Raw genomic sequence first — 16357 nt, forward strand, 5'->3', positions numbered from 1 at the left:
GGCCGGCCGCGCCCCGCTCGTGGCGAGAAATCTGGTCGGGCTCGCCGGCGCCCTCGTCCTCCTCGCCGTCAGTCGCCGGGACACGCCCTCGGTCCGCCAGCTGGACCCGGCCGCCCCGGCTCAGCCCAGCACCTCCCGCGCCACCGCGCTCGCCACCACCAGGTCCTGCCAGGGCATGCCGGTGGTGACGAACAGGGCGGGCGCGCCCTCCCGACGACGCGCGGTCCCGGCCACGAGCTCGGCCAGCGTCACCGTGTCCTCGATCCCGGCCAGCGCGCCGGAGTCGATCGCGAGGGTCACGTCCCCGGCCTCGCGGGCGGCCGAGTCCCGCGACTCCACCGCCACGGTCGCGCGGCGGGCCAGGGCGTCGTCGGTCTCGCGGGCGTCCGTGGTGTGCGAGCCCATCGCCACGACCGTCGCGTGCTCCGGCACGAGCGTCCCGTCGAACAGCGGGGCCGTCGCGGCCGTGCACGTCACCACGACGTCCGCCTCCGCCACGGCCTCCGGGCCCGCGGCGCTCGCGGTCACGCCCAGCTCCGCTTCGATGCGCGCGGCCAGGGCGGCGGCCCGGTCGGCGTCGCGGCCCACCACGGACACCCGTTCCAGCCCGAACACGTCCTGGAAGGTGAGCGCGTGCTCCCACGCCTGCACGCCCGTGCCGACCACGACCAGGTGCCGGGGCGAGGCGTCCGCGAGCAGCCGCACCCCGAGCGCGGACACCGCGGAGGTGCGCAGGCCCGTCAGCTCGACGCCGTCCAGCACGGCCCGCGGTGCCTGGCCGGGGGTGCCCGGGGCGCCGAACAGCACGTAGACGCCCTGGATGACGGGCAGTCCGCGCTCCGGGTTGTCCGGCGTGAGGGTGAGCAGCTTGGTGCCGACCTCGGTCCCGCGCGTCGAGGGCATCTGCAGCAGCTGCCCGGCGGCGGTGGCCACGCGGGTGCGGGGGGCGTCGGCCTCCGGGTCCAGGCCGGCGGCGAGGGCCGCCTCCAGCGCGTCGACGGCGGCGCGCGGGCTCAGGGCGGCGCGCACGGCGGGGCCGTCGATCCAGGGCAGGGAAGCGGTGGCGCGGTGCGTGTCCATGCAGCCACGCTACGGGGTGGGCCGGGCGGCTCAGCCGAACAGCGTGCGGAAGTTCGCCAGGATCCGGCGGGGGTGCTCGGGGTCGACGGCGGCCAGCCCCGCCACCGTGGGCTCGTACTCGCCCGGGGCGAAGTACCCGTGCTCGCGGTAGATCTCAAGGCGCTCGAGGATACCGGCCTGGTCCAGCTCCGGGTGGAACTGGGTGGCGTACTGGCGGGTGCCGAGCCGGAACATCTGCACGGGACAGTCGGCGCCCGCGGCGAGCAGCACCGCGCCGGGCGGCAGCGCGCTCATCGCCTCCTTGTGGCCCACGTACGCCGCGAACGTGCGCGGCACCCCGGCCAGCACCGGATCCGCGACACCCTCGTCGGTGAGCGTGACCTCGACGGGCGCGGCCGATTCGCCGTACGCGTTGTCCACGACGCCGCCGGCGTGCCGGCCCAGCGTGCCGACGCCGTAGCAGCAGCCGAGGAACGGCAGGTCGCGGCGCCGGACGACGTCGAGCATCCGGCCCAGCTCCGCCTCCACGGCGCGCTGCACGGGGGACTTGGTCTCCTCGGGATCGGAGCCCGTGAACGGGCTGCCGGGCAGGATCACGGCGGCGACGTCCGCGAGCTCCGCCTCCCAGTCCAGGCCGTGCGTGGCCACGTCCGGGCGCTGCACGACGCGGTCCAGGCGCAGCACCCGCAGCCGGCCCTCCGGATAGCCGCCCAGTCGCTGGACGGCCTCGACCTCGGCGGCCGCGGCGTCGTCTTCGGGGCGCGTCTGGACGAGGAGGAACGGCCGCGGATGCGGGCTCGGGATGGCGCCGGTCGGGGTGGTCATCTCGGCAGACTAGCTGTAGGAGGGCATGACGTTGTTGACACGCACCGGGGCCAACGAGGCCGGTGGAGCATCTCCGCAGGAGGTATGCGGCCGATGGTAGTTGTAGTGATTCACCCACACCTGAAGGGCCTCACGCCGAGCCCGCTCTGAGGTGTAGGGGCGGGCGTAGAGGACCTCATCGACCATCAGCCGGTTGTAACGTTCGACCTTCCCGTTGTGACGCGGGGTGTAGGGGCGGATCCGGTGATGCCGGCCCCCGAGCGAGACCACCTTCCGGGTGAAGTCCACGGCCCGGTAGTTGTTGCCGTTGTCCGTGATCACCCGGTCCACGGTGATGCCGTGGGCGGCGAAGAACGCCCTCGCCCGGCAGAAGAACCCGATCGTGGTCACCGCCTTCTCGTCCTCCAACGCCTCGGTGTACGCCAGGCGGGTGTACCCGTCGATCGCCGAGTGCAGGTAGGTGTAGCCGACCCGCTGGCCAGACCCCCGCTTGGAAGCACGCCCTGCCTCACTGTCTCTTCCGTGGGCGCGCCAGCCTCCCCCTTCAGGGATGCGCCCGATTTTCTTCACGTCCAGGTGCACCATGTGCCCCGGCCCTCTCGCGGTGATCTTCTGTGGTCGTTGGCGCAGGTCTTCTCCGGCCGGGGTCAGGTCCCGTAGGCGGGAGATCCCGAGTCGGTGCAGCCACCGTCCCACGGTACGAAGACACACCCGGTGGCCCTCGGAGACGAGGTGGTGATGGATGCGCCGTGCGGACCACTTGCGCTCCCGCCGCAGGGCGTGGATCTGGGCGACCAGGACCGGATCGAGCTGGGCAGGTGAACGGTGCGGCCGGCTGGGCAGGTCCTGAAGGCCGGCTTCTCCCTCGGCGCGGTAGCGGGCCACCCAGGTGGCCACCGTGGGCCGGCTCACCCGGAACTCGGCGGCCACGTGCGCCTGCGGGATCCCGTCGTGCAGGTGGCGGTGGACCATCCTGAGACGGCCGGTCGGGGTCAGGGGTGCGTTAGCGTGAGTCATGAGTGGGTCTTTTCGGGCAGGTGGGTTGTTGAGGAACTTCCATCCTGCGGGAGAGGCCCACTCGTCTCATCTCAGCCCGTACCCCGTGGCAAGAACCTCATGACCCACAACAACTAGCGGGGCATCGGGCCGGGAGGGCGTGACGGCGTCGCGGGGCGTCGTCGGGGGCGGGTCGCGGTCAGCGGTCGGCCCAGGGGCGGGCGTCGGAGGCCCACGGCAGGGGACGGACGCGTTCCTCGGGCAGCGGGTCCGCGGCCAGCCGGCCGTAGAGGTGCACGTCGAGCCGCCGCCCGCCCGTGCGGAGGCGGCCGCGCTGCGTGCCTTCGTGACGGAGCCCAGCGGCCCGGGCGACGGCCCCCGCCGTCGGGCTGTCCGCCCGGTGGGCCAGTTCGATCCGTTCGAGCCCGCCCTCGGCCAGTTCGGCGTCCGCCACGGTGGTCGCCGCCCGCGACATGATCGCGTCCCCGCGCCAGCCCTGATGCAGCCAGGCGGTGAGCGCGCCGGTGCCGTGCGCCTCGTCGCGCACGACGGCGACCAGGCCGATCAGCGTGTCCGTCCCGCGCTCCACCACGGCGACGGCGTCCGTCCCCTCCGCCTGGACCAGTCCGTCGACGTAGGCGCGGGCGGAGGCGTCGTCGGTGACCTCTGCGGGATCGGCCATGCCGACGGTGCCCGCGTGGAAGGCCGCCAGGACGGCGGGCGCGTCCGTGGCGCGGAGGGGGCGGAGCTGGGCGGGTGCGGAGCCGGTCATGCCGGGAGCATAACCCCGGCAGGGGCTGGAGAGTGAGGTGCGCCACACGAGCCGGACCCCGGAGGGCGTGTCACCGGGGACGGGGCCGGCTCTCGACGCCCGTCCCGCGGCTGGGCCTCACCGGCGCGTGGCTGCCTTCGCCTCGAGCTCGTCGGCGAGGGTGCGCAGCGCGCCGAGCTCCCGGGCGATCCGGGAATCCAGGTCGGCGTCCGTGAGCGTCTCCGAGCCGCCGCGGGCACGCAGGTAGAGCAGCTGGCCGAACCGGGCCCGGCGCCACTGATACTCGGCCTCGGCGTCGCGGGCCTGCAGGGCGCGGGAGATCTCCCGGTCGTAGAGCGGCGGCTCGTTGAGCTGACGCTGGCGCACTTCGAGCACGCGGGACGCCCGGCCCGGCTCGGAGGGGACCTCGTCCGCCTCGAGCAGGCGCCGACCGAGGTTGGCGGCGGCGATGTGCTCGCCCTCCTCGCGCAGGATCAGCGACGCCAGGGACAGCGCGGCCTGGATGGACTTCCACCGCCCCACGGCCCCGTCCCACGGCAGGTTCGTCAGCAGGCCCAGGGTGGCGAGCGTGCCCTCGGTGTCCTCGTGCAGCAGGTAGAGCCGCTCGGCCATGCCGAACACGTCCTCCAGCTGGGAGCCGGAGCGCAGGTTCAACCCGTGGGAGAGCCGGGCCGCGGTGGCGGTCAGCTCGGTGTCGTCGAGGTGGCGCTTGCCGACGGCGACGATCCGCTCCTCGGGGGACCCCGCGTCCACGGGGGAGAAGGTGGTGTCCGGGACGGCCCTGCGCTCCTCCGGGCGGTCCGTGCGGACCCGGATCACGGAGCCGTGGGCGATCTTGACCTCCCGGCCGCCCTCGAGGGTGGCGATCACGAGCGCGGGGGTGCCGAAGTCGTCCCGCATCACCCGGGTCGAGGCCACGGGCGGGGCGGGCTCGCCGCGGCGGGTCAGGAAGCTGTCCCCGGGCTGCACGTCCTGGGACTTCAGATGGCGGAGGTAGCCGCCGACGACCGGTGCCATGCTCAGCGCCCCCATCCCACGTGGGCGAGGGCCTGGCGCACCAGGTCCCCGCGGCCACCGATGAACTCGGCCTGGATGTCCTCGCCGAGGGCCTCCTCGGGGGTGAGCCAGGTCAGCTCGAGCGCGTTCTGGCGCGGCTGGCACTCACCCGTCACCGGCACCACGTACACCAGGGCCACGGCGTGCTGGCGGTCGTCCGTCAGCCCGGTCTCGGACGGCGCCGGGAAGTACTCGGCGACGGTGCAGGGGACCACCGATGGCGGCAGCTGCGGGAACGCGAGCGGGCCGAGGTCCTTCTCCAGGTGGCGCATCAGCGCGGCGCGGATGGTCTCCCGGTACTGGACGCGTCCGGAGACGAACGTCCGCTGGAACGTGCCGGTCTCGTCCGCCACGTAGAGCAGGCCGATCTCGGTGACGTAGCCGAGGGAGTCCAGCCGCACCGGGATGGCCTCCACATACACCATGGGCAGCCGGCGCCGGGCCTCGTAGAGGTCCTCGTCGGACAGCCAGCCCGGATTCGGGTCGGGGGTGCGCACGCTCATGGTTCTGTTCTACCGGAGTTCCGCGCCGGGGGCACACCGGGTCCCGCGTGTTCCGCTCACCACTTGGCTCGGAAGTACTGCCGGGCCATCGGCACCTGCTCCGAGGGGACGTCGAGCGCGAGGGCGGCCGCGGTCGGCCAGTTCGGGTTCGCCAGGGCGGCGCGGCCCACGCAGACGGCGTCGGCGCGGTCCTCGTCCACCACGGCCGCGACCTCCTCGGCGCCGGTCAGCGAGCCGACGGCGGACACCACGATCCCCTCGGTGCCCTCCTTCACGGCGGTGGCCAGCGGCACCTGATAGCCCGGGCCCTGAGGGCCCTCGTAGGTGTCCCCGATGCCCGCGGAGGACAGGTCGAACCAGTGCACCTGCCCCTGCAGCTCCTGCGCCAGGCGGACGGTCTCCTCGATGCTCCAGCCGCCCTCGACCCAGTCCGAGCCGGAGATGCGGATGCCGAGGACCTTGTCCGCGGGCCACACCTCGCGCACGGCCGCCACGACCTCCTTGAGGAAGCGGGTGCGGCCCTCGAAGTCCCCGCCGTACTCGTCGGTCCGGGTGTTGGTCAGCGGCGAGAGGAACTGGTGGATGAGGTAGCCGTGGGCGGCGTGCAGCTGCACGGCGCCGAAGCCGGCACGGTCGGCGCGCTCGGCGGCGTCGGCGAAGGCCTGGACGGTCTCCCGGATCTCGTCCACCCGCATCGCGTGGGTGCGGATCTCCATGGAGTTGGTGGCCACGCCGGAGGGGGAGAGGGTCTCCCAGGAGTCGGGGCCCTCGAGGATCGGCTGCCCGGCGAGCGCGCCCGGGTGCATGGGGACGGTCGAGGCCTTGGCGCCGGCGTGACCGAGCTGGATGGCGGGCAGGGCGCCCTGGGAGGCGATGAACTCGGCGATCGGCGCCCACGCGTCCCGCTGCTCGTCGTTCCACAGGCCGGTGTCCCACGCGGAGATGCGTCCCTCGGGGGTGACGGCGGTGGCCTCGGCCACCACGATCCCGAAGCCGCCGGCCGCGCGGGCGCCCAGGTGCTGGAAGTGCCAGCCGTGGGGGACGCCGTCGCGCGCCTCGCACGAGTACTGGCACATCGGCGGCAGGATCAGGCGGTTGCGCACGCGCACGCCGTTGATCTCAATCGGTTCGAAGATCGCGGGCACGGCGGGGGCGTCGGTCTGCGGGGTGGCGGTCTGAGTCATGCACCCCACCCTACGAGCGGGTCCGGACACGGGAGGGCTCGCGTCCGCCGCGGGCGGAAGGGCGGGCCGGCCCGTGCGACGAGAGAAGTCGTCACCGCTGCTGCGTCCACCCCTACCCTGGGCCCATGCCCTCCTACCGCGCCCGCCTGCAGATCGGCGACCTCCTGCCCGGCCACCGGCCCGAAGAGGTCATGGACCTGGCCGAGGCCGCCGTCCAGGCCACGCACGTGCTCGCGGCCAAGGACATCGAGGTCGTCGCGCGCGTCCCGCGGATCGTGCTGCGCTTCACGGTGCCCGGCTCGCACCGGGCCGGCGAGGACGCCGAGGCCGCCGAGGTGGCGCGGCGGATGGCGGAGGCGGTGTCCGGCGTCGCCGTGACGGGCCGGCTGGACGTGCTCCGGCGCGACGGCGGTCGGTGGGTCCCGGTGCCCGCTGGGCCCGGGCGCTGAACGGGGCCGGGCTCAGGCGCCGGCCGGGTGCGGCCGGCGGGCGGCGTCGCGCTCGATCTGGCGGGCCCAGGAGCGGCGCACGGCCGCGGCCGTGACCAGCAGGAGCGCCCCGAAGGCGGCCGCGAGACCCACCCATGCGCTCTGCTGCGCCCCGAGCGGGCTGGGCAGCAGGCGGGGCAGGGCGAGGCAGAGCAGGGTCCAGGCCATGCCCAGGGCCACACCCATGCGGCCGCGCCCCCCGAGCACGAGGCGCAGGGCCGCCAGCAGCAGGGCCATCAGCACCAGCAGGGCGAGCAGCTCGGTCGGGAACCAGTCGACGTGCACGCCCCAGGCGTGGAGGGCGGCGCCCACCGCGGTGGGTGCGCCGGCGAGGAGGGTGCCCAGCAGCACGCCGAGCGCGCCGTCCTCGGCCACCCGTGCGAGGCGGCGGGCCGCCGGGCGTGCGCCGAGCCGCCGGACCACACGGAGCATGAGGACCAGGGCGAGCAGCCACGGGACGACGTCGAGGCCCCCGGGGGCCAGGACGGCCAGGGGGAACCACAGCGCCAGTGCCAGCAGGGTCCCCGCGACCGCCCCTCGGATGCGGCGGTGCCGCGGGGACGCCCCCTGGCCCCGCCCCCACTGCCGGAGCACGTACATGCCGGTCAGCAGCCACAGCACCGGCCAGATCGCCGGGTGCAGCGGGGACAGCCCGAACACGCTCGCGCCGGGGCCGTGTCGGCCGTCGGCGGTGAGCGGGTACGCGCCGGCATCGAGGGCGCCGAGCCCCGGGACGCGGCCGGCCAGACCGAGGCCCCACGCGCCGGAGAGCACGAACAGCGCCCACACGACGGTCAGCAGCGCCTGGCCGCGTCGGTCCGCAGCGGTCGGTGAGCCGGCCGGCTCCTCGGGCGGCGCGGGGGTGTAGCCGGGGATCAGGGGCAGGGCGCCCGTGACCGGCCCCGCCGAGGAGTGGGCGGTGGCCTCGGCCCGGACGGCCTGCGCCTTCGTGGAGAGCCGCTGCCGCCGCCGCCACTCGGGCAGGGCCACCCGGGCCCGGGCGAAGAGCTCCTCATCGGTGAGCCGCTCCTCCGGGTCGGACAGCAGCGGCCGGTCGGCGGCGGCCGGGAAGACCTCGGGGCCCTCGAGCTCGCGCGCGGCCCGGGCCAGCGCGCGGGACTCCCGCTCCTCGTGCTCGCGACGGCGGCGGGCGGCGTCCTCCGCCGCACGGCGCTCGGCCTCCCGGGCGCGGTCCTCGAGGAGCCGGGCCTGGGCGAGGGCGCGTTCGGCGTGCAGCACGGTGTACGCGCGGACGCGTGCGGCCTGGCGACGACGTCGCTCGGCCTCGAGGCGGGCGGCCTCCTCCGCCTCGCGACGGCGCCGCTCGGCCTCCTCGGCCCGACGGCGCCGCTCGGCCTCGACGCGTTCGGCCTCGAGGCGACGGCGTTCGGCCTCGGCCGCCTGCCGACGGCGCTCCGCCTCCGCCTCCGCCTCGAGCCGGAGCCGCTCCCGTTCCGCGAGCGCGGCCTCCTCGCGGGCCCGCCGCTCCGCCTGCACGCGGGCGCGCTCGGCGGCGACCTCCGCCTCCCGGCGGCGCCGTTCCTCCCGCTCCCGGCGGCGGGCCTCCGCCTCGGCGGCGGCACGTGCCTTCTCCTCGGCCGCCACCCGACGGCGCCGCTCGGCTTCACGCCGACGGCGCTGCTTCTCCTCCTCGCGGCGGCGGCGGGCCACCCGCGCGGCCTGGGCCCGGCGGGCCTCCTCGTCGAGGCGGGCCTGGAGGGCGGCGGCGTCGCGAGCCTGGGCGGCATCGCGGGCCTGGGCCGCGGCGGCGGCCTCGGCGACGAGCCGCTCGTGCTCGGCGGCCCGGCGACGGGCGGCCTCGGCGGCGCGCTCCCGGCCGGCTCGCAGGCGCTCCTCGGCTGCAGCGCGGCGACGTGCGGCCTCCGCGGCCTTCTCCGGGTCCCGCCCCGGGGCGGGGAGGATGCGCTCGACCGTGCCGACGAGCGGATCGGCGAAACGGGCGAGGTCCGGGCTGCCGAGGCGGTCCAGGATCTCGCTGAGGTCCCGGCGTGGGCGCTGTTCGGCGGGAGCGCCCGGAGTGCGCAGGCGGTCCATGGCGCGGTGCACGTCCGCGCGGCGGTCCTCGCGCACGCGGCGCTCGGCGGCGGTCTCGGGTCGGCCCGAGCGCAGGGCGCGCTCGTGACGGCGCAGATCGCGGCGGGAGATCTCCCCGGGCGCGGCCAGGGCGCGGCGGGGGCGCGCGGCGGGGGCACGCGTCGCGTCGTCGTCGGGACGGGGCGCCGAGGCGCCCCGGAGGCGCTCGAGGGCGGCGCGGGACTCGGAGGACGCGTCCTGCATGCTCACCCCTTCCGGCCCCGGCGACGGTGGGCCATGATCCCCGCGATCATCAACCCTGCAAGGGTACCGAACACCATGCCGACCACCGCGGACGCCCACCACGGCAGGCCGGTGGCCCGGCCGGTGATCCAGCCGAGCCCCACCATGGACCCGGACCACGCGAGCGAGCCTGCCCCGGACAGCCACAGGAACACGGGCCAGCGGATCCCGCCGATCCCGGCCGCCGCCATCGACGCCGTCCGCCCGCCCGAGACGAACCGCAGCACGGACAGCCCCGCCAGGCTGCCCGCCGGGCCCACCCGCACCAGCAGGCTCCGGATCCCCCGGTGGATCCGCCGCCACCACGCCCAGCGGTCCAGGCGGTCGGCGAGGCCGTGGCGGAACAGCGCGTAGAGGCCGACGTCCCCGGCCCAGCAGCCCAGCCACGCCGCCAGCACCGCGGCCACGGGGGAGACCCGGCCCTCGGCCGCGAGCGCCCCCGAGCCGATGACCACCACCTCCGACGGGACGGGCGGGATCGGGGCGTCCAGGGCCACGAGGAGCGCGGTGAGCGGGTGGAACCACGCTCCGAGCGCGTCCATCAGGGCGGCCGGGTCCCCGCCTGTCACCGCGGTCGCTCCTGCAGCTCGGCGGGGGAGGTGAACTCCCGCTCCTCGCCCGTCACCGGGTCCGTGAAGCGCAGCGACCGGGAGAGCAGCTGCAGGGGCCGTGTGACGTCGTCCGGGGCGAGGTCGAGCAGGTCCGGGTAGAACGGGTCGAACGCGATGCCCAGGCCCAGGGCGGCCAGGTGGATGCGCAGCTGGTGGGTGCGCCCCGTGCGCGGGGTGAGCCGCAGGTGCGCCACGCGCCGCCCCGCCAGCGTCCCGGCGGAGACGCCGACGCCCAGCAGCTCCACCCGGGACTCGGCGTTCGCCCCGGCGTGGGGCCGGTTCGACCGCCGGGTCCGCACCGGCGCGCCCGCCCGGCGTCCCGAGGCGGCCGGCGGGATCTCCTCCACCACGGAGCGCAGGATCCCCTTGTCCTTTCGGATCCGGCTGCGCACGGTCAGCGGGAACCGCCCCAGGACGGGGTCCGCCGGGGCGCCGGGGCGACGGGCGCCGTCGTCGGGGGCCTCCGGCAGGAGCACCACGGCCTCGTAGGTCTTGGCCACGGCCCGCCGCTCGAAGAGCAGGTGGTAGGCGCCGCGGGTGGCCGGGTTCGCGGAGAACATCACGACGCCGGCCGTCGCCCGGTCGAGCCGGTGCAGGGGCACGAGGTCATCGAGGCCGAGCTCGTTGCGCAGCCGCACCAGCGCGGTCTCCTGGACGAAGCGGCCGCCCGGGGTGGTGGGCAGGAAGTGCGGCTTGTGGATGACCACGAGGTGCTCGTCGCGGTGCAGGAGCGTGTGCGTCACGGGCAGCGGGGCCTCGTCGGGGACGTCCCGGTAGTACCAGAGGTCGTCGTGCACGCCGAGCGGCGTGTCCGCCGGGATGGGGGCGCCGTCCGCGGCCACGACCTGCCCGGAGGCGAAGCGCCGCCGGATGCCGTCCGGGTCCACGTGGCCGAAGCGGTCCAGGACGTACTCCTGGACGGACGCCCAGGGTCCGGAGGCGGGCAGGCGCAGGCGGGTCGCGTTGACGCCGTTACGCAGGGGAAGGGGGGAGGGGACGGCCACGTTCCCGATTCTCCCAGGAGGGGAGGACAGGGAAGCGCGGCCGTCGTCGCGGGCGGCTACGGCGTCGCGGAGTGCGACTCGGGGGAGGCCGGCTCGGCCAGCGTGGTCGCCAGGTCCCGCTTGCGGATCTTGCCGGTGGCGGTCTTGGGGAGGCTGTCCACCACGACCACCTCGCGCGGGTACTTGTACGCCGCCAGGGAGACCTTGGCGTGCTCGATGACCCCCGCCGGGGTCACGCTCATGCCCGGCCGGGTGCTCACGACCGCCACCACCTCGCTGCCGAGGGAGGGGTGCGGACGCCCCACCACGGCCACCTCGGAGACCGCCGGGTGCGTGGCGATGACCTCCTCCACCTCGCGGGGGTACACGTTGTACCCGCCGCGGAGGATGAGCTCCTTCTTGCGGTCCACCACGTAGATGAACCCGTCCTCGTCCCGGTACCCCATGTCCCCGGTGCGCAGCCACCCGTCCACGAGGGTGGCCGCCGTGGCCTCGGGGTTGCGGTAGTAGCCCTTCATGATGGTGGGGCCGCGGAAGAGCAGCTCCCCCACCTGGTCCTCCCCGGGGCCGAGCAGGTGTCCCTCCGCGTCCACCACGCGGCACTCGGTGCCCCACAGCGGCTTGCCGATGGACATGACGCGGCGCTCCTCCCGGGAGACGTTCACCGCCACCGAGCTGGTCGACTCGGAGAGGCCGTACCCCTCCAGGATGGTCGCCCGCGGGAACTTCGCCTCGAAGCGCCGCAGCACCTCCTGGGGCAGGGCCGAGCCTCCGGAGACCACCTGGCTCACGGACGAGAGGTCCCGCCCGGTGTCGGGGTCCTCCACCATGCCGATCAGCATGGTCGGCACGGCGGAGATGCGGGTGATCCCGTGGCGCTCCACCAGGTCGAGCGCGGCGGCGGCGTCGAAGCGGGGGAGCAGGACCATGGTGCAGGCGTGGCGGACGCAGATGTTCAGCACGCTCGTGAGCCCGTACACGTGGAAGAAGGGCAGCACGGCCAGGACCACGTCGTCGGGCCGGATCGGGATGCGCGCGCCGGAGACCGTCGTGTTCATGTAGATGCCGAAGTGGGTGAGCTCGGCGCCTTTGGGGGGGGCCGGTCGTGCCGCTCGTGTAGATGATCACCGCGGTGTCGTCGGCCTGGGTGGGGGCCATGTCCACCGAGGGGCCGGGGGCCAGCAGCTCCGCGAAGTCCCGGGTCCCCGCGGGCCGCTCCCCGGCGCCCGTGGAGACCACGTACACCGTCGGACCGCCGTCGGACCCGCCCGCCTGGGCCGCGCCCTTGACCGCCGCCTCGGCCGCCGTATCCACGGTGATGAGCACGGCCGTGTCCGAGTCGGACAGGTGATGGGCGATCTCGCGCGGCGTCAGCAGGGGGTTGAGGGGGACCATGACGAAGCCGGCACGGACGAGGCCGAAGTAGGCGAACAGGAACTGCGGGATGTCCGGGAGCTGCACCGCCACCGAGGTGCCCGGGGCCAGGCCCAGCCCGCTGAGGTTCGCGGCCACCAGGTCGGCGGCGGCGTCCACCTCCGCGTAGATCCAGGCACGGTCGCCCAGGATCACGCAGGGGCGGTCCGGGTGCTCGGCGGCGCTCTCGCGCAGGAGCACGGAGATGTTGAACGTCATGACGCGTCCTTTCCCGGGCGGAGGAGGAAGAGCGAGTCCGACACGCAGGCCGGCTTCGCCACTCCCTCGATCTCCACGGTGGTGGTCACCATGGCCAGCGCCCCCTGGGGGCCGCGGTCCAGGCGGGTGAGCTCGGCGCCGGCGCGGATGCGCGCGCCGACGGGGGTCGGATGGGGGAAGCGGACCCGGTCCGATCCGTAGTTGACGACCATGGCCATCCCCTCCACCCGGTAGATCTCCCGCACCATCGAGGGCAGCAGCGCGAGGGTGAGGAAGCCGTGGGCGACCGTCGAGCCGAAGGGTCCCCGGGCCGCCCGCTCGGGGTCCACGTGGATCCACTGGTGGTCGTCGGTCGTGTCCGCGAACAGGTCCACCTGCTCCTGGGTGACGGTGCGCCAGCGGCTGTGGCCCAGGTGGGTGCCCACGGCCCGCTCGAACTCGTCCAGTCCGTCGAAGGTCTGCATGGCGTTCTCCTCGTGGGGGGCTCAGGCCTTGGGTCCGCCGGCCACGTAGAGGACCTGGCCCGAGATGAAGGAGGCCTCCTGGCGGGCGAAGAAGGAGGCCGCGGCGGCGATGTCCTCGGGGGTGCCGGTGCGGGCGACGGGGATCTGCTCCGCCGCCTTGGCCACGTACGTCTCGTAGGGGACGCCGATCCGCTCGGCGGTGGCCCGGGTCATGTCCGTCTCGATCAGGCCCGGCGCGATGGCGTTCACCGTGATCCCGAAGCGGCCCAGCTCGATAGCGACGGACTTGGTGAAGCCCTGGATCCCGGCCTTGGCCGCGGCGTAGTTCGCCTGCCCCCGGTTGCCCAGCGCGGACGTGGAGGAGATGTTCACGATCCGCCCCCACCCCTGCTCCGTCATATGGCGCTGGGCGGCGCGGGTCATGAGGAAGTGCCCGCGCAGGTGCACGTCCATCACCGTGTCCCAGTCCTGGGCGCTCATCTTGAACAGCAGGTTGTCCCGGAGCACGCCCGCGTTGTTGATCAGCACGGCGGGCGCACCCAGCTCGGCGACGACGGCGTCCATCACCTGGGCGACCGACTCCTCCCGGGCGACGTCGGCGGCGAAGGCGCGGGCCGTCCCGCCGGCCTCCTCGATCTGCCCGACGACGTCGGCGCACGCCTCGGCCGAGAGGTCGACGGCGGCGACGGCGAAGCCGTCCTCCGCCATGCGTCGGGCCAGGGCGGCGCCGATGCCGCGCGCGGCTCCGGTGACGACGGCGATGCGGGGCTCGGTCATGGGGTTCCTCCGGGAGGGTCGGTGCGGGTGCGGGTGCGGACGGGGCGGGAAGGACTCAGGACAGGCGCTCGATGACCATCGCCATGCCCTGGCCGCCGCCGACGCACATGGTCTCGAGGCCGATGTGCTTGTCGTGCTCGCGCAGCGAGTTCAGCAGGGTGGCGGTGATCCGGGCTCCGGTCATACCCCAGGGATGGCCCAGCGCGATTGCCCCGCCGTTGACGTTGAGCTTGTCCAGGGGGATCCCCAGGTCCTCGGCGGAGGGGAGCACCTGCGCCGCGAACGCCTCGTTGATCTCCACGAGGTCGACGTCGTCGATGCTCATCCCGGCCCGCGCCAGCGCCTGCCGGGACGCCTCCACGGGGCCCAGGCCCATGATCTCGGGAGAGAGGGCGGAGAGGCCCGTGGACACGATCCGGGCGAGCGGGGTCAGCCCCAGCTCGGCGGCGCGAGTGTCGCTCATGACGACGAGCGCCGCGGCGCCGTCGTTGAGGGGGCAGGCGTTGCCGGCGGTGACGGTGCCGTCGGGCCGGAAGACGGGGTTCAGCTGGGAAACGGCCTCGAGCGTGGTGCCCGCGCGCGGGCTGTCGTCCCGGGTGACCCGGATGCCGTCGGGCAGGACGAGCGGGGAGATCTCCCGGTCCCAGAAGCCGGAGGCCTGGGACTTCTCCGTGAGCTGCTGGGAGCGCACGGCGTACTCGTCCTGGGCCTGGCGGGAGACGCCACGCAGCTGCGCCACGTTCTCAGCCGTCTGGCCCATGGCGATGTAGACGTCCGGCAGCTCGCCCTCCTCGGCGGGGTCCGTCCACACGGGGGCGTCGCCCTCGGCCCGGCGGGCCGAGCGCTCCCACGCGGAGCGGAACGCCGGGTTGCGGGTGTCCTCGTCGGAGGCGCCGCGGTCCAGCCGGCTGGCCGACTCGACGCCGGCGGAGACGAACACGTCCCCCTCCCCGGCGCGGATGGCGTGGAACGCCATGCGGGTGGACTGCAGGCTGGATGAGCAGAAGCGGGTGATGGTGGTGCCGGGCACGGAGGGCAGGCCGGCCAAGACCGCGACCACGCGGCCGAGGTTGCCGCCCTGCTCCCCGCCGGGGGCGCCGCAGCCCAGGATGAGGTCCTCGACCTCGGCGCGGTCCAGCTCGGGGACCCGGTCCAGGGCGGCGGTGACCATCTGGGCGGCCATGTCGTCGGCGCGCAGGTCGCGGAGGGACCCCTTGCGGGCGCGGCCGATGGGGGAGCGGACGGCGGAGACGATGACGGCTTCAGGCATGGTGGTGCTCCTTCGGGAAGGGGGGCGGGGAGAGGGCGGGGAGGTCTCAGGCGAAGGCCGACACGCCGGTGATGGCGCGGCCGACGATCAGCGACTGCATGGAGTCGGTGCCCTCGTAAGTGTAGACGACCTCCATGTCCGTCAGATGGCGGGCGACGTGGTTCTCCAGCAGCAGCCCGTTCCCTCCCAGGATGTCCCGGGCCATGGAGGTCACCCGGCGGGCCTGGCGCGCGGCCGACATCTTCGCGAGCGAGGCCATCGGGCCGGTCAGGCGACCCTGGTCCTGCAGCTCCAGGAGGCGGAAGCACGTGAGCTTGATGTTGGTGACGTCGGCCAGCATGGTGGCCAGCTGCCCCTGGACCAGCTGGTGGCCGGCGATCGGCTTGCCGAACTGGACGCGCTGCCCGGCGTAGGCGACGGCGGCCTCGTACGCGGCGACGGCGTGGCCGAGCGTCTCGACGGCCACGCCGCCGCGGGTCGTGCTCAGGACGCGGTTGACGTCCTTGAAGGAGGAGCAACCGGGGAGCCGGTCCGCCTCGGGGATGCGCAGGCCGGAGATCACGATGTCCGGCTGGAGGATCGCGCGCTTGCCGATCTTGCCGGTGATCACGGTCGGCTCGAAGCCGGCGGGGAACTCCGTGTCCGGCTCCCGCTCCAGCACGAACGCCTTCACCTGGCCGTCGGCCACGTCGCGGGCGTAGATGACGATGACGTGGGCGTAGGAGGCGTTGCCGATCCAGCGCTTCGCGCCGTCGAGCACCCAGGTGTCGCCCTCTCGGCGGGCGGTGGTCTCGAGGGCCACCGAGTCGGACCCGTGGTCGGGCTCGGTGAGCGCGAAGGCGCCGATCATCTCCATCCGGGCCATCCGGGGCAGCCAGCGCTCCTTCTGCTCGTCCGAGCCGAAAGCGTTGATCGAGCCCATCGCCAGCCCGGAGTGCACCCCGAAGAAGGTGTTGAAGGATCCGTCCCCGCGGGCCAGCTCCATCGACACCAGGGCTCCGGCCATGCGGCTCATGCCGGGGCAGCCGTACCCCTCGATGACGGTGCCCGCCACGTTCAGCTCCGCCAGCTTGGGCACGAGCTCGAACGGGAACTCGGCGCGCTCCCAGTAGTCGTTGATGACGGGCATGAGCTCGGCGTCGACGAACGCGCGGACGCGGTCGCGCACCTCGCGCTGCTCCTCCGTCAGCTCGTCGTCGAGGAGGTAGATGTCGTGGTCGGGCAGGACGCCCGAGCGGGTCTCGCTCATGTCGGCTCCTCTGGGGGGGCTCGGGTGGGATGGGTCCGGGTGCGGACGAGGTCTCCGCCCACCGTATGACCGGCGCCACAGTGGCACTATGGGCACGGAGCACAGAGTC

At 74.6% G+C, this 16357-nt stretch carries 16 protein-coding genes and 2 pseudogenes; 1 reads left to right on the top strand and 17 read right to left on the bottom strand.

Annotated features, from left to right (window positions below; translation table 11 throughout):
- Positions 1-120: 120 nt before the first annotated feature.
- The 7 genes from AC0VX2_RS01335 to AC0VX2_RS01365 form a co-directional block, all read right to left on the bottom strand.
- Entirely contained in the window at positions 121-1080 is a 960-nt protein-coding gene (locus AC0VX2_RS01335; RefSeq protein WP_129867090.1) for an ornithine cyclodeaminase family protein, read from the bottom strand.
- 30 nt (positions 1081-1110) lie between these two features.
- Complete coding sequence (locus AC0VX2_RS01340; protein ID WP_063189935.1) at positions 1111-1905, bottom strand: glutamine amidotransferase; 795 nt, start codon at positions 1903-1905, stop codon at positions 1111-1113.
- A gap of 9 nt (positions 1906-1914) precedes the next feature.
- Positions 1915-2922 carry an IS481 family transposase gene (locus AC0VX2_RS01345; RefSeq protein WP_475432606.1) on the bottom strand — a complete coding sequence of 336 codons (1008 nt, stop codon included), beginning with the start codon at positions 2920-2922 and terminating at the stop codon, positions 1915-1917.
- A 178-nt stretch (positions 2923-3100) separates the two neighbouring features.
- Complete coding sequence (locus AC0VX2_RS01350; protein ID WP_063189932.1) at positions 3101-3673, bottom strand: GNAT family N-acetyltransferase; 573 nt, start codon at positions 3671-3673, stop codon at positions 3101-3103.
- A 117-nt stretch (positions 3674-3790) separates the two neighbouring features.
- Entirely contained in the window at positions 3791-4690 is a 900-nt protein-coding gene (locus tag AC0VX2_RS01355; RefSeq protein ID WP_230297492.1) for a DUF6707 family protein, read from the bottom strand.
- 2 nt (positions 4691-4692) lie between these two features.
- The gene (locus tag AC0VX2_RS01360; protein WP_036316089.1) at positions 4693-5232 is read right to left on the bottom strand and encodes an NUDIX hydrolase family protein; all 540 of its coding nucleotides are present in this window, start codon (positions 5230-5232) and stop codon (positions 4693-4695) included.
- Positions 5233-5288: 56 nt separating this feature from the next.
- Positions 5289-6416, bottom strand: coding sequence for an NADH:flavin oxidoreductase/NADH oxidase (locus AC0VX2_RS01365; protein WP_073117197.1), 1128 nt, complete (start codon positions 6414-6416; stop codon positions 5289-5291).
- Positions 6417-6541: 125 nt separating this feature from the next.
- Here AC0VX2_RS01365 and AC0VX2_RS01370 point away from each other — a divergent pair, with 125 nt between their 5' ends.
- Complete coding sequence (locus tag AC0VX2_RS01370; protein ID WP_101966093.1) at positions 6542-6865, top strand: hypothetical protein; 324 nt, start codon at positions 6542-6544, stop codon at positions 6863-6865.
- 12 nt (positions 6866-6877) lie between these two features.
- On the opposite strand, the gene AC0VX2_RS01375 is transcribed toward AC0VX2_RS01370, so the two are convergent.
- The 10 genes and pseudogenes from AC0VX2_RS01375 to AC0VX2_RS01420 form a co-directional block, all read right to left on the bottom strand.
- Positions 6878-9202: a hypothetical protein gene (locus tag AC0VX2_RS01375; RefSeq protein WP_129867181.1), complete on the bottom strand. Its 2325-nt coding sequence runs from the start codon at positions 9200-9202 to the stop codon at positions 6878-6880.
- 2 nt (positions 9203-9204) lie between these two features.
- Entirely contained in the window at positions 9205-9810 is a 606-nt protein-coding gene (locus AC0VX2_RS01380; protein WP_060775810.1) for a DedA family protein, read from the bottom strand.
- On the bottom strand, positions 9807-10856 hold the full coding sequence (locus tag AC0VX2_RS01385) for a pseudouridine synthase (RefSeq protein WP_129867180.1): 1050 nt from the start codon (positions 10854-10856) through the stop codon (positions 9807-9809). The genes AC0VX2_RS01380 and AC0VX2_RS01385 overlap by 4 nt, the downstream gene beginning before the upstream one ends.
- A 56-nt stretch (positions 10857-10912) precedes the next feature.
- The gene (locus tag AC0VX2_RS01390; RefSeq protein ID WP_406924915.1) at positions 10913-11374 is read right to left on the bottom strand and encodes an AMP-binding enzyme; all 462 of its coding nucleotides are present in this window, start codon (positions 11372-11374) and stop codon (positions 10913-10915) included.
- Positions 11372-11935 (bottom strand): annotated as a pseudogene (locus AC0VX2_RS01395) (AMP-binding protein); the annotation flags it as partial. The gene AC0VX2_RS01390 and the pseudogene AC0VX2_RS01395, both read right to left, overlap by 3 nt.
- A 73-nt stretch (positions 11936-12008) precedes the next feature.
- Positions 12009-12488: pseudogene (locus AC0VX2_RS01400) on the bottom strand (AMP-binding protein); the annotation flags it as partial.
- The gene (locus AC0VX2_RS01405; protein WP_020625414.1) at positions 12485-12952 is read right to left on the bottom strand and encodes a MaoC family dehydratase; all 468 of its coding nucleotides are present in this window, start codon (positions 12950-12952) and stop codon (positions 12485-12487) included. The pseudogene AC0VX2_RS01400 and the gene AC0VX2_RS01405, both read right to left, overlap by 4 nt.
- Positions 12953-12973: 21 nt before the next feature.
- Positions 12974-13729: a 3-oxoacyl-ACP reductase FabG gene (gene fabG, locus AC0VX2_RS01410; protein WP_020625413.1), complete on the bottom strand. Its 756-nt coding sequence runs from the start codon at positions 13727-13729 to the stop codon at positions 12974-12976.
- A 55-nt stretch (positions 13730-13784) separates the two neighbouring features.
- On the bottom strand, positions 13785-14999 hold the full coding sequence (locus AC0VX2_RS01415) for an acetyl-CoA C-acetyltransferase (protein WP_020625412.1): 1215 nt from the start codon (positions 14997-14999) through the stop codon (positions 13785-13787).
- A 46-nt stretch (positions 15000-15045) separates the two neighbouring features.
- Positions 15046-16248 carry an acyl-CoA dehydrogenase family protein gene (locus AC0VX2_RS01420; protein WP_036316076.1) on the bottom strand — a complete coding sequence of 401 codons (1203 nt, stop codon included), beginning with the start codon at positions 16246-16248 and terminating at the stop codon, positions 15046-15048.
- Between the last annotated feature and the right edge of the window lie 109 nt (positions 16249-16357).

The sequence above is a fragment of the Micrococcus sp. iso_239 genome, assembly GCF_056173395.1.